The sequence below is a fragment of the Pseudomonas sp. TWR3-1-1 genome, assembly GCF_049896545.1.
Taxonomy (GTDB): domain Bacteria; phylum Pseudomonadota; class Gammaproteobacteria; order Pseudomonadales; family Pseudomonadaceae; genus Aquipseudomonas; species Aquipseudomonas weihenstephanensis.
The window spans coordinates 553156-565352 of sequence record NZ_JAFCUO010000002.1; the positions used below are offsets into that span (position 1 = coordinate 553156).

The following is a 12197-nucleotide window of genomic DNA, read 5'->3' on the forward strand; positions in this document are numbered from 1 at the left end:
TATATTCACCTAAGATTATTAAATCTAGATTCAAATACGAAATACAACCATGAGGAAGGAGCCCAACTTTATGTCAGACGCATCCCGATTTTAATAATCTACTCAAACTTATGCGCCGTAGGGCCTGCGCCCCCGTTTAAAAAACAGACAAATCCAGCGGCCGAATCGCCCCCATCCAGATCGCATGTTCGGTGTGATCCAGCAGGTCATTTCCAGTATCGGGGTGCAGAAAAACCACTAATCCACGCCGATTAAGCGCCAGCCACGGTAAGACCACGCCGATCAGTTCAGGGCCAAACGCAAGTTGGCAGCTCCAGTCCGGGTGCGGGCCAACCGGGCGTTGGTGGACCCGGCCCATCTGCACGTTAAATAGCTGGGTCGCTTCTTCGGCCAAAGCGCGTGCCTGATCGAGGGTCGATGCATCGAAATATAGGTGAGCGTGGTAACCCTTGATGCGCTGCATAAAACCTCCAAGCGCCGTAACCGCAGGCTGCGTCCAGCGCCATAGCCGTCGTAATGATCGGACGCCACCTGCGCTGGCGGCTACCGGTTTAGTTGGCCAACAATTTGCGCAAGTGCGCCAACGCAGGTGCGGTGTCCGGGCGCACCCCGCGCCACAGGTAAAACGCCTCTGCCGCCTGCTCTGCCAACATGCCCAGCCCGTCCATGACCGTGCCCGCGCCGTGCGCGCTGGCCCACACACAGAACGGTGTTGGCTCTTTGCCATACATCATGTCGTAGCACAGGGTTTTGCCAGGCTCGATCAAGCTGCTGGCAATGGGCGGCAACTCACCTGCCAGGCTGGCCGAAGTGGCATTGATGATCACGTCCACCGACTCAGCCAACCAGTCATAACCACTGGCCGAGACCGGTCCCAGGTCGCTGAACAGTTCAGCCAGCACTTCCGCTTTTTCGACGGTACGGTTGGCAATGATGAGCGAGGCCGGTTGTTCGGCCAGCAATGGCTCCAGCGCACCCCGCACTGCGCCACCCGCGCCCAATATCAGAATACGTTTGCCTTTGAGGCTAAAGCCCGCGTTGACCGTCAGGTCGCGCACCAAGCCTGCGCCGTCGGTGTTGTCGCCCAACACGTTGCCATCGGCCAGCTTGCTCAAGGTATTCACCGCACCGGCCCGCTGCGCGCGCGCGGTCAGTTGCGTGGCCAGGCGGTAGGCCTCTTCCTTGAATGGCACCGTGATATTGGCGCCACGCCCATCTTTGAAAAACGCGGTGGCGCAGCCTGTGAAGTCATCCAGCGGTGCGAGCAGGGTGTCGTACTGCATGGCCTGACCGGTTTGCTCGGCAAATAAGCGGTGCAGCACCGGCGATTTGCTATGGGCGATCGGGTTACCAAAAACGACGTAACGGTCCATCAGGCAAGTTCCTCGGGCAATGTCAGGCGTTGGCCAACCAATCGCGGTCTTGCAGGAAGTAATCGGTGAGACGCGCTTCGGGGCTGCCCGGCTCGGCCTTCCAGTCGTAGCCCCAGCGCACTTGAGGTGGCAACGACATCAGGATCGATTCGGTACGGCCACCGGACTGCAAGCCAAACAAGGTGCCACGGTCGTAGACCAGGTTGAACTCCACGTAGCGGCCGCGGCGGAACTCCTGGAATTCGCGCTGCTGGGCGGTGTATTCGTCGTTTTTGCGGCGCTGAATGATCGGCAGGTAGGCATCGATGTAGGCATCGCCGATGGCACGAATGAAAGCGAAGCAGGTGTCGAAATCCCACTCGTTCAAGTCATCAAAGAACAGGCCGCCGATGCCGCGCGGCTCGTTGCGGTGCTTGATGTGAAAGTAGGTGTCGCACCAGGCTTTGTAGCGCGGGTAGACATCGGCACCGAACGGCGCGCAAGCCTGCTCGGCAATGCGGTGCCAGTGCACGCAGTCTTCTTCAACGGCGTAGTAGGGCGTCAGATCGAAGCCACCGCCAAACCACCAGACCGGCTCTTCGCCTTCTTTTTCAGCGATGAAAAAACGCACGTTGGCGTGGGACGTTGGCACATGCGGGTTGTGCGGATGGATCACCAACGACACGCCCAGCGCTTCGAAACCACGGCCTGCCAGCTCAGGGCGGTGAGCGCTGGCCGAGGGGGGCAAGCCGCTGCCAAAGACGTGGGAAAAGTTGACGCCACCTTTTTCGATCACATGACCGTTTTCAATCACACGGGTCCGACCGCCACCGCCTGCCGGACGCTGCCAGGCGTCTTCCACGAAGCGGGTGCCGCCGTCTTCGGTTTGCAGCGCGTTGCAAATGCGGTCTTGAAGGTCGAGCAAGTAGGCTTTTACAGCCTCGGTGCGGGTAGTCATGACATCACCTTGAATAGGTCAAAGCTACGCGGCACTTCGTCAGAGCGGGGCCGGCGGCAAAGGGCGGCTAGCATAACACCGCCCCCGGCCTCATCGCAGTTGACGAAGATCACGCTTAAGCGTTGGATGTAGCCTTCGTGAAATCAGCGAGGACAGTGCAGATGGCTAAACGTATTCAGTTTCGGGCCCACGGCGGCCCAGAAGTGCTTGAGTTTGTTGACTACTCACCCGCCGAGCCGGGCCCGCAACAGGTGCGGGTGCGCAACCAGGCCATCGGTCTTAATTTCATCGATACCTATTACCGTGGCGGCCTCTACCCGCTGCCTGAACTGCCGTCCGGGCTGGGCAACGAGGGCGCAGGCGTTGTCGACGCGGTCGGCAGCGACGTGCACAACGTCAAAGTAGGCGACCGCGTGGCCTATGGCACCGGCCCGCTGGGGGCGTACAGCGAATTGCACGTGCTGCCCGCCGCAAATGTGGTCAAGCTGCCCGACGATATTTCGTTTGAGCAAGCAGCGGCCGTGATGCTCAAGGGCCTGACGGTGCAGTACCTGCTGCGTCAGACCTATGAACTTAAAGGCGGCGAAACCATTCTGTTCCACGCGGCTGCCGGGGGTGTCGGTTCAATTGCCTGCCAATGGGCCAAGGCGCTGGGTGTGAAGTTGATCGGGACCGTCAGCTCGCCAGAAAAAGCCGCACTGGCCAAAAAGCTTGGCGCGTGGGAAACCATCGATTACAGCCATGAAGATGTCGCTCAACGCGTGCTGGAACTGACCGACGGCAAGAAATGCCCGGTGGTGTATGACGGCGTGGGCAAAGACACTTGGCTTACGTCATTGGACTGCTTGTCGCTGCGTGGGCTGATGGTCAGCTTTGGCAATGCCTCCGGTGCAGTGACGGGTGTGAACTTGGGGATCTTGGCGCAGAAAGGCTCGTTGTACGTCACGCGCCCGACACTGGCGTCCTACGCCAACAGCCCACAAAACCTGCAAACGATGGCGGACGAGCTGTTCGACATGATCCGCAATGGTCATATCACCGTGGACATCAGCCAGCGCTTTGCCTTGAAAGACGCAGCCAAGGCGCAGACCGAACTGTCAGCCCGTCGCACCACCGGGTCGACCATATTGGTGCCCTGAGGGACCAAACCGCGTAGGAGCGAGCTTACTCGCTCCGACGTTTGTGTAAGGATTTACGCCGGGCGAACCACTTTGCCCGTCGCCAAATCACGAATCACGCTCGGGTTTTTACGCCCGCCCAGGTTGCCACCCAAAACGTGGTCGATTTGCCCACGGAAATACTGCTCCACCTTGAGTCGCGTGCGTGCCGCCGGCAGCCCGGCCGGGTTGGCAGACGTCGACACAATCGGCCCTACCAGCGAGCACAGCTCCCGCACCAGCGGGTGATCGCTCACACGCAAGGCCACCGAATCGTGAATGCCGGTGATCCACTCGGGCAACAACCCTTGGTGCGGCACCAACCAGGTGTTGGGCCCCGGCCACGTGCTGGCCATCCGGTCGAGCCAGTCCTGCGGGAAATCTTCAAACAAAAAGTCGAATTGGTGAATGTTGTCGGCCACCAAAATCAGGCCTTTTTCCACCGGCCGCGATTTGATTGCCAGCAACCGCTCGACGGCCTCTTCATCCCATGGGTCACAACCCAATCCCCAAACAGCTTCGGTGGGGTAGGCAATTACCGCGCCCGCGCGAATGGCTGTTGCGGCTTGCTGTACGCGCCAGGTGCTGATCATTGAATGTCTCCAGATGTGTGCTGTGCGCAAGTGTACTTAGCTGGCGCGAGCAAACCAACGCCCGGCCTCCAGCACCACGTGGCCCTCCAGTTCCAGTTCGGTCAGGGCCGCCAGCAGCGCGGGCAATTCCCAGCCACTGGCACTGGCCAGCCCTTCGCTGGTGTAAGGCGATGCCTGCAACAATTGCACGAGTGGATGACAGCTTGGCGTAAACATTCCACTTGTCGATAAGGGCATGGAGCGCCAGCCGTGCAACCCTTCCAAAATGTGTTCGATTGTTTCAACCAGCGTAGCCCCATCGCGGATCAATTGATGGCAACCACGCGCACCGGGGTGGTGGATCGAGCCAGGTATGGCGTACACCTCACGCCCTTGTTCGGCCGCCAGCCTGGCCGTGATCAGCGAGCCGCTGGCCACACTGGCTTCCACCACCAGCACGCCGAGTGATAAACCGCTGATGATGCGGTTGCGCCGCGGGAAATTGCCCGGTAGCGGTCCGGCGTCCAGCGGGAACTCAGAAACCACTGCGCTGCCGCTGGCAATCATTGCGTCGGCCAGCGCGTGATGGCGCTGTGGATAAAGTTTTTGCAACCCGGTGCCCAACACGCCAATTGTTTGCCCGCCGATGTCCAGTGCAGCCTGATGCGCCGCGCCATCTATGCCCAACGCCAAGCCACTGGTGATCACAAAACCGGCACCCGCCAATGCGCGAGAAAAGGCCGTGGCGGTGTCCAGAGCGGGCCGTGAAGCGCGTCGGCTACCGACCATCGCCAACTGCGGTTTTTCCAGAATAGATGGCTCGCCCGCCACGAATAACAGCGGCGGCGCATCGCTGAGTTCAGACAATAACGCCGGATAATCGCACTGATCATGCAGCAGCACATGGTGCTTGCAGCCCTCAAGCCAGCGCAATGCAGCGCTTGCACCGTCGCGAACCGCGGCGCTGCGCCGAGCCTCGGCGCACACCGCTGGCAGCCCCAAAGCACGCCACGCACTGGCCGGCGCGCTGAGCGCCGAACTGGCCGAACCAAAGGCACTGAAAAGCGTGGCGTAACGCCGGGGGCCAAGCTCGGGCAAGCCATGCAAGCGCAGTCGGGCTTCGAGCTCAGCAGGGGAAATACGGGAACAATCAGACAGCGACATAGGATCATCCTTGATCTGTTTCAGCAGCGTTACGCAATGTACAAGCTGTGGATAACTCTGTTGACAAGTTGTTGGGCAATCGCCGCAATCGCGACGATTGAGCCTGCTCATTCACTTGAAAAACAGCGTGCACACCCCACCTTAGTTGAACGATTCAGCCAGGCAGGGAAGGGGCCAATGGCCACTTGGCAGAATCGCCAGGAAGTGGGCAATTAAACTCAGGCCCTGTAAGCATCCGACTCACATCTAACGCAGGCGGGGCCTGAGTTTCTGGACCCAAAGGCAAGGGCATAACGTCGCCACACATGTCACATCTGCTGACACAGCAAGGGCCATGAGGTGGTTTCAAAGTGCTGCAAGCAGCGGCCAGCATGGCGTGCACCCCATGCAGCCCGGCAGCTAGTCGTTTCATCCGCGGGTGAATCCCTTTATTATGCTTGCTCGCGTGAAACGCCTGAACCCGAGCGGGTTCTCTCTGGAAGAGACGTTTTGCACAGGTTGCCCGAGTCCCCAGGACCCACCTGACAACCGTTATCAATCTTTCATACAGTGCAGCAATTACGCCTATGGCCATCCTTAACATCCTCGAATTCCCAGACTCGCGACTGCGCACCATCGCCAAGCCCGTGGAGGTTGTGGACGACGAAGTGCGTCAGTTGATCGATGACATGTTTGAAACCATGTACGAAGCACCGGGCATTGGCCTGGCCGCCACCCAGGTCAATGTGCACAAGCGCATCGTGGTCATGGACCTGAGCGAAGATCGCAGCGCGCCAATGGTGTTCATCAACCCGCAATTCGAAACCCTGACCGACGAGATGGACCAGTACCAAGAAGGTTGCCTGTCGGTACCGGGGTTCTATGAAAACGTCGATCGCCCGCAGCGCGTCAAAATCAATGCGCTGGACCGCGACGGCAAACCGTTCGAAATGATCGCTGAAGGCCTGCTGGCCGTGTGCATCCAGCACGAATGCGATCACCTCAACGGCAAGCTGTTTGTCGATTACCTGTCTAATCTCAAGCGTGACCGGATCAAGAAGAAGCTGGAAAAGCTGCACCGCCAGAACACTTGATCCCACTTGTCCAACGAGTGAAGCGGTTCTTGTAGCCGCTGCCGAGGCACGATGGCTGCGTTCGGGCGCAAAGCGGCCGTTAACATCCAGGCACCACCGATATGCCAGATGTACCGTGTCGCCGGGTTTTGCGACTGCTCTGCAGCCGTTCGTAACCCTCGCGTCTGGGCAGCGGCTACAGGTATCTCGCAGGATTATTCCCGCGCTCCCCCCATTCCAAGTGAGAAACCCATGACTGAGCCACTGCGCATCGTCTTTGCTGGCACCCCAGAATTTGCCGCTGAACACCTCAAGGCGCTGCTAAACACGCCTTACGAGATCGTCGCGGTTTACACCCAACCGGACCGTCCGGCCGGGCGCGGGCAAAAGCTGATGCCAAGCCCGGTCAAACAACTCGCGCTGGAACACAACATTCCCGTGATGCAGCCGCCGACTCTGCGAGCACCTGAGGCGCAAGCCGAACTGGCCGCGCTCAAACCGGACTTGATGGTGGTCGTGGCCTACGGATTGATCCTGCCGCAAGTGGTACTGGATATTCCGCGCCTGGGCTGCATCAACAGCCACGCTTCCTTGCTGCCACGCTGGCGGGGCGCGGCACCGATCCAGCGCGCCATCGAAGCGGGCGACGGTGAAAGCGGCGTGACCGTGATGCGCATGGAAGCCGGGCTCGACACCGGGCCAATGCTGCTCAAGGTAAAAACCCCGATCACCTCTGAAGACACCGGCGGCAGCCTGCACGACCGTCTGGCCGAGCTAGGCCCGCCTGCGGTGATTGAAGCCATCGCCGGGCTGGCGGCCGGTACGTTGCAGGGCGAAGTACAAGATGACAGCCTCGCGACTTACGCCCACAAGCTGAACAAGGACGAAGCCCGTATCGACTGGAACCGCCCGGCCAGCGAACTGGAGCGTCAGATTCGTGCGTTCAACCCGTGGCCCATTTGCCACACCACGTTGAAGGGCGAAGCCATGAAAGTGCTCGCCGCCAGCCTGTTGCCTTTCGACGCTGTCGGTAAGCCTGGCGAAATCCTTGAAGCTAGAAAAACAGGCCTGATCGTTGGTTGCGGCGATGGCGCACTCGCGCTGACCCGCCTGCAATTACCTGGTGGCAAGGCGCTGAACTTCAGCGAGTTTTTCAACAGCCGTCGTGAGAAATTCGCCACCGGCACCCTCCTCGGCGCAACGGAAACCGCTCAATGAACCCGCGTCTGGCCGCCGCCAAGGCACTGACCGCCGTGCTCAACGGCAAAGCCTCGCTTAACAGCTCACTGCCGTTGCAACTGGACAAGGTCGAGGCCCGCGATCGCGGCCTCACCCAGGACCTCGCCTTCGGCACGGCACGCTGGCAACCGCGTTTGTCGGCGCTGGCCAACAAATTACTGCAAAAACCGTTCAAGGCCGCCGATGCGGACGTTGAGGCGCTGCTGCTGGTCGGTCTGTACCAACTGCTCTACACCCGTATTCCTGCCCACGCCGCCATCGGCGAAACCGTAGGCTGCGCCGACAAACTGAAAAAACCGTGGGCCAAAGCGCTGCTCAACGCCGTGTTGCGCAATGCGCAGCGTGAAAGCGAAACCTTGCTGACCGAGCTGGAACACGATCCGGTGGTGCGCACGGCGCATCCGCGCTGGCTGCAAAAATCGCTGAAAGCCTTCTGGCCTGAGCAGTGGGAAGCCATCTGCGCGGCCAACAACGCCCATCCGCCGATGATTCTGCGGGTTAATCGCCGTCATCACAGCCGCGATGCATACCTGCAATTGCTGATCGAGGCCGACATTGAAGCGCAACCCTGCACCTTCAGCCAGGACGGCATCGTGCTGGCCGAAGCCTGCGACGTGCGCAACCTGCCAGGCTTTGCCGAAGGCTGGATCAGCGTGCAGGACGAAGCCGCGCAATTGGCGGCCGACCTGCTCGACCTCGCACCCGGCCAGCGCGTGCTCGACGCCTGCTGCGCGCCGGGCGGTAAAACCTGCCACATCCTTGAAGTCGAGCCCAAACTGGCTGGCGTGGTGGCAGTAGACCTGGAAGCCAAGCGCCTGGTGCGTGTGCGCGAAAACCTGGAGCGTCTGGGCCTGAGTGCCGAATTGATCGCAGCCGACGGCCGCGATACCGCTACCTGGTGGGACGGAAAGCCGTTCCAGCGCATCTTGCTCGACGCGCCTTGCTCGGCGACAGGCGTTATCCGACGCCATCCAGACATAAAACTGACACGCCAACCTGACGACATCGCCGCTTTGGCGACCCTGCAAGGCGAGTTGCTCGACGCAATGTGGCCGACGCTGGACGTCGGTGGCATCCTGCTCTACGCCACGTGCTCGACGTTGCCGACCGAAAACACCGAAGTGATTGAAGCTTTCCTGGCCCGTACACCGGGTGCGCGTGAGCTGGACATTGCCGGGCAGTTCGGCCTCAAGCAGCCGCACGGGCGCCAGTTGCTGGCCCAGCAAGGCGGGCATGATGGCTTCTATTACGCCAAGTTGATCAAGATCGCCGCCGCGCGCGGCTAATCGAGAACAGGAAATGACGGCATGAAAATCATCATCCTCGGCGCGGGTCAGGTCGGCGGCACATTGGCAGAGCATCTGGCCAGCGAAGCCAACGACATCACCGTGGTCGATACCGACGGCGAACGCCTGCGTGACCTCGGCGACCGTCTCGACATTCGTACCATTCAGGGCCGCGCCTCGTTGCCCAATGTGCTGCGTCAGGCCGGTGCCGACGATGCCGACATGCTGGTGGCGGTGACCAACAGCGACGAGACCAACATGGTCGCCTGCCAAGTGGCGTACTCGCTGTTTCACACCCCGACCAAAATTGCCCGGGTGCGTGAATCGGCCTACTTAAGCCGGGGCAACGAGCTGTTCGACAACGACGCAATTCCGGTCGACGTGTTGATCAGCCCCGAGCAAGTGGTGACCAACTACATCAAGCGCCTGATCGAACACCCCGGTGCCTTGCAGGTGATCGACTTCGCCGAAGGCAAAGCGCAGTTGGTGGCGGTCAAGGCGTACTACGGCGGCCCGTTGATTGGTCAGCAACTGCGCCAGTTGCGCGAACACATGCCGAATGTGGACACGCGTGTTGCTGCCATTTTCCGACGTGATCGCCCGATTACCCCACGGGGTGACACGGTGATCGAGGCTGACGACGAAGTCTTTTTCATCGCCGCACGCGCCAACATTCGCGCCGTGATGAGTGAAATGCGCCGGTTGGATGAAAGCTACAAACGCATCGTGATCGCTGGTGGCGGGCAAATCGGCGAGCGGCTGGCCGAAGCCATTGAAAGCCGTTATCAGGTCAAGATCATCGAGATGAGCGCCGCACGCTGCCGCTACCTGTCGGACACCCTCGACAGCACCGTGGTGCTGCAAGGCAGCGCGTCGGACCGCGATTTGATGCTGGAAGAAAACATCGCCGACGCCGACCTGTTTCTGGCCCTGACCAACGACGACGAAGCCAACATCATGTCCTCGCTGCTGGCCAAGCGTCTGGGGGCCAAGAAGGTGATGACCATCATCAACAACCCGGCCTACGTTGACTTGATTCAGGGCGGCGAGATCGACATCGCCATCAGCCCGCAGTTGGCCACCATCGGCACCTTGCTGGCTCACGTGCGGCGCGGCGATATCGTCAGCGTGCACTCATTGCGTCGGGGTGCGGCCGAAGCCATTGAGGCGATTGCCCACGGCGACTCGAAGTCGAGCAAGGTGATTGGCCGCCGTATCGGCGAGATTCACCTGCCACCGGGCACCACCATTGGCGCGATCATTCGTGACGAAGAAGTGCTGATTGCCCACGACGCCACCGTCATCAATGCGGGCGACCATGTGATCTTGTTCCTGGTGGATAAAAAGCATATTCGCGACGTTGAGAAGCTGTTCCATGTAGGACTGAGCTTTTTCTAAGGAGCCGGACGGATGCTGGAATCACTGGAAAAAATGCTGGCCAAGGGTGTGGATAACTCACTGCTGCGCTTTGGCTTGGGCAAGGGGTATCTCGACCTTGGGGATAACCTCAAGGCGGCAGAGCATCTGCAACGCTGCGTAGGTTTTGATCCCAAGTACTCGGCGGCCTGGAAGTTATTGGGCAAGGCGTATTTGGCGGCCGGGGATCGAGCGGCGGCGCGCACCGCTTGGGAGCAGGGCACTGCGGCCGCGCAGGCCCATGGCGACAAACAGGCCGAAAAAGAAATGAGTGTGTTTTTGAAGAAGCTGGATAAACAGCAGCCCTGACGCGGCCCGCTCGGCGTTAACGCAGGCTGCGATGTTCTGATCTGGAAAGATCGCAGCCTGCGCGGTTATCAGTACCAGCGCGCCTCGCCTGGCGGGCGCTTCTTGAAGCGCTTCATGCTCCACATGTACTGGCTGGGGTAAGCCCGCACGTATTTCTCCACCACCTTGCTCATGGCCGCGCACGAAGTGGCCGTGTCGGTGCTGTACATTTCTTCAGGCGCAGCTTGCAGAATCACCTTGAAGCCCGAGCCATCCGGCAGGCGCAGCGCGTGCAGGAACACCCCGACCGCTTTACCGCCTGCCAGCATGTTGGGTACAAATTTGCTGGTCAGGGCCATGGTGCCAAGGAACGGTACAAAAATACCCGCCGACTCGGCTGGCTCCGGGTCTGCCGGAATACCCACCTGCCCCCCTTTGCGCACCTCTTTGATGACACTCAGGATGCCTTCTTTGGTCGATGCCGCGACGCGGTTGCCCAACTGAACACGCTGCTTTTGCAGCAACTCGTCTACCGCTTTGAGTTTTGGCGGACGATAGAAAATGATCGGTTTGCACTGGCTGCAATAGAAGTGGTTGAGCACTTCCCAATTGCCCAAATGGCTGGTGATGCCCACCACGCCTTTGCCGCTGGCCAACGCGTCCTTGAGCACGTCCAGCCCTTCGACTTCACGCACCAGATCAATGGAGCGCTGGGCCGGCCAGATCCACGCGCAGGCGCTTTCGGTCAGGCTTTTGCCGATGTCCTTGAGGCTTTGGCCGACCAGTTGCTCGCGGGCAACCGGGTCCATTTCAGGGAAGCATTTGGCCAGATTGATGCGCACCACATCGCGTGAGCGATTCGGCAGTTTCCACATCAGCCAGCCAATGGCCGAGCCCACGCGTTGCACCGCGCCCCACGGGAGCATGGCAAATAACCGCAAAGCCCCGACCAGCAGGGCGCCTTTAAACTTTTCCACAGGGTTTTCCCATTCAAAACAAACGGCTTTGTAGTCGCAGGCGAAGTACGAGGTGGCGATCAGTTGCCCAACAACCTCGCTATTGAAGGCCCTTATGGCCTTATCGCAGCCTTTGGCAGCGACTACAGTCAGTGCAATTGGCCCGTATTCTAACCGCCGTTGGCCAGCTGCGCGTAGCGGTCACAGGTGGTGGCGTGGTCCATGACCATGCCGCTGGCCTGCATGAACGCGTAACAAATAGTCGGGCCGACGAAGGTAAATCCGGCTTTTTTCAGGCCCTTGCTCATGGCTTCAGCCTGGGGTGTAACCGCCGGGAATTCATGGCGTTCAGTGAAGTGATTGATCTTCGGCTGGCCGCCCACGAACGACCACAAAAACTCCACCGGGTTGTCCAGCGCCAGCCAGGCGTGGGCATTGCGCCTGGCGCCCACCACTTTCAGGCGGTTGCGGATAATCCCCGGATCTTGCAGCAAGACCTCTATCTCGGCGTCCGTCATGGCGGCCAAACGCTGCACATCAAAGCCAAACATGACCTTGCGATAGTGCTCGCGTTTTTTTAAAACCGTGATCCATGACAAACCGGCCTGGAACCCTTCGAGCAATAACAACTCGAACAACCCGTGCGCATCGCGCAACGGCACGCCCCACTCTTGATCATGATATGCCGCGTACAAAGGGTCATCCGAACACCAGAAACAACGTGCCATACAGGCTCCAAGAGGTAGAGGCGCGACCT

General features: G+C 60.0%; 13 protein-coding genes. 6 read left to right on the forward strand and 7 right to left on the reverse strand.

What is annotated here, in order from left to right; genetic code table 11:
• Positions 1-136 precede the first annotated feature (136 nt).
• From ACP7A4_RS08115 to hemF, 3 genes are all read right to left on the reverse strand, one after another.
• Positions 137-463 (reverse strand): DOPA 4,5-dioxygenase family protein, encoded by a 327-nt coding sequence (locus tag ACP7A4_RS08115; RefSeq protein ID WP_048363793.1) that lies wholly within the window; start codon positions 461-463, stop codon positions 137-139.
• An 88-nt stretch (positions 464-551) separates the two neighbouring features.
• Positions 552-1373: a shikimate dehydrogenase gene (gene aroE, locus ACP7A4_RS08120; protein WP_048363792.1), complete on the reverse strand. Its 822-nt coding sequence runs from the start codon at positions 1371-1373 to the stop codon at positions 552-554.
• Positions 1374-1395: 22 nt separating this feature from the next.
• Entirely contained in the window at positions 1396-2310 is a 915-nt protein-coding gene (gene hemF / locus ACP7A4_RS08125) for an oxygen-dependent coproporphyrinogen oxidase (protein ID WP_048363791.1), read from the reverse strand.
• 161 nt (positions 2311-2471) lie between these two features.
• Between hemF and ACP7A4_RS08130 the strand changes: the two genes are divergently transcribed.
• Positions 2472-3449 carry an NADPH:quinone reductase gene (locus ACP7A4_RS08130; protein ID WP_059766044.1) on the forward strand — a complete coding sequence of 326 codons (978 nt, stop codon included), beginning with the start codon at positions 2472-2474 and terminating at the stop codon, positions 3447-3449.
• 53 nt (positions 3450-3502) lie between these two features.
• Here the strand turns inward: ACP7A4_RS08130 and ACP7A4_RS08135 are convergent, their stop codons facing one another.
• On the reverse strand, positions 3503-4060 hold the full coding sequence (locus ACP7A4_RS08135; RefSeq protein WP_203302108.1) for an L-threonylcarbamoyladenylate synthase: 558 nt from the start codon (positions 4058-4060) through the stop codon (positions 3503-3505).
• Positions 4061-4096: 36 nt separating this feature from the next.
• Positions 4097-5203, reverse strand: a complete 1107-nt coding sequence (dprA, locus tag ACP7A4_RS08140) for a DNA-processing protein DprA (RefSeq protein WP_426246313.1) — start codon at positions 5201-5203, stop codon at positions 4097-4099.
• Positions 5204-5769: 566 nt separating this feature from the next.
• Between dprA and def the strand changes: the two genes are divergently transcribed.
• From def to ACP7A4_RS08165, 5 genes are all read left to right on the forward strand, one after another.
• Positions 5770-6276, forward strand: a complete 507-nt coding sequence (gene def / locus ACP7A4_RS08145; RefSeq protein WP_059766052.1) for a peptide deformylase — start codon at positions 5770-5772, stop codon at positions 6274-6276.
• 231 nt (positions 6277-6507) lie between these two features.
• On the forward strand, positions 6508-7473 hold the full coding sequence (gene fmt, locus ACP7A4_RS08150) for a methionyl-tRNA formyltransferase (protein ID WP_426246315.1): 966 nt from the start codon (positions 6508-6510) through the stop codon (positions 7471-7473).
• Positions 7470-8780 carry a 16S rRNA (cytosine(967)-C(5))-methyltransferase RsmB gene (rsmB, locus tag ACP7A4_RS08155; protein WP_059766058.1) on the forward strand — a complete coding sequence of 437 codons (1311 nt, stop codon included), beginning with the start codon at positions 7470-7472 and terminating at the stop codon, positions 8778-8780. The genes fmt and rsmB overlap by 4 nt, the downstream gene beginning before the upstream one ends.
• Positions 8781-8801: 21 nt before the next feature.
• A complete protein-coding gene (gene trkA, locus ACP7A4_RS08160) occupies positions 8802-10178 on the forward strand; it encodes a Trk system potassium transporter TrkA (protein ID WP_048363784.1) in 1377 nt (458 codons plus the stop codon).
• Positions 10179-10190: 12 nt separating this feature from the next.
• Positions 10191-10505 carry a tetratricopeptide repeat protein gene (locus ACP7A4_RS08165; RefSeq protein ID WP_203302112.1) on the forward strand — a complete coding sequence of 105 codons (315 nt, stop codon included), beginning with the start codon at positions 10191-10193 and terminating at the stop codon, positions 10503-10505.
• 68 nt (positions 10506-10573) lie between these two features.
• Here the strand turns inward: ACP7A4_RS08165 and ACP7A4_RS08170 are convergent, their stop codons facing one another.
• Both ACP7A4_RS08170 and ACP7A4_RS08175 read right to left on the reverse strand, forming a co-directional pair.
• A complete protein-coding gene (locus tag ACP7A4_RS08170) occupies positions 10574-11461 on the reverse strand; it encodes a lysophospholipid acyltransferase (RefSeq protein WP_048364277.1) in 888 nt (295 codons plus the stop codon).
• 149 nt (positions 11462-11610) lie between these two features.
• Positions 11611-12168 (reverse strand): DNA-3-methyladenine glycosylase I, encoded by a 558-nt coding sequence (locus ACP7A4_RS08175; RefSeq protein ID WP_059766063.1) that lies wholly within the window; start codon positions 12166-12168, stop codon positions 11611-11613.
• Positions 12169-12197: the final 29 nt, after the last annotated feature.

Excerpts from the sequence above, each read along its gene's own strand:
- ACP7A4_RS08115 (WP_048363793.1), bottom strand. The coding sequence starts at position 463 with ATGCAGCGCATCAAGGGTTACCACGCTCACCTATATTTCGATGCATCG.
- aroE (WP_048363792.1), bottom strand. The coding sequence starts at position 1,373 with ATGGACCGTTACGTCGTTTTTGGTAACCCGATCGCCCATAGCAAATCG.
- hemF (WP_048363791.1), bottom strand. The coding sequence starts at position 2,310 with ATGACTACCCGCACCGAGGCTGTAAAAGCCTACTTGCTCGACCTTCAA.
- ACP7A4_RS08130 (WP_059766044.1), top strand. The coding sequence starts at position 2,472 with ATGGCTAAACGTATTCAGTTTCGGGCCCACGGCGGCCCAGAAGTGCTT.
- ACP7A4_RS08135 (WP_203302108.1), bottom strand. The coding sequence starts at position 4,060 with ATGATCAGCACCTGGCGCGTACAGCAAGCCGCAACAGCCATTCGCGCG.
- dprA (WP_426246313.1), bottom strand. The coding sequence starts at position 5,203 with ATGTCGCTGTCTGATTGTTCCCGTATTTCCCCTGCTGAGCTCGAAGCC.
- def (WP_059766052.1), top strand. The coding sequence starts at position 5,770 with ATGGCCATCCTTAACATCCTCGAATTCCCAGACTCGCGACTGCGCACC.
- fmt (WP_426246315.1), top strand. The coding sequence starts at position 6,508 with ATGACTGAGCCACTGCGCATCGTCTTTGCTGGCACCCCAGAATTTGCC.
- rsmB (WP_059766058.1), top strand. The coding sequence starts at position 7,470 with ATGAACCCGCGTCTGGCCGCCGCCAAGGCACTGACCGCCGTGCTCAAC.
- trkA (WP_048363784.1), top strand. The coding sequence starts at position 8,802 with ATGAAAATCATCATCCTCGGCGCGGGTCAGGTCGGCGGCACATTGGCA.
- ACP7A4_RS08165 (WP_203302112.1), top strand. The coding sequence starts at position 10,191 with ATGCTGGAATCACTGGAAAAAATGCTGGCCAAGGGTGTGGATAACTCA.
- ACP7A4_RS08175 (WP_059766063.1), bottom strand. The coding sequence starts at position 12,168 with ATGGCACGTTGTTTCTGGTGTTCGGATGACCCTTTGTACGCGGCATAT.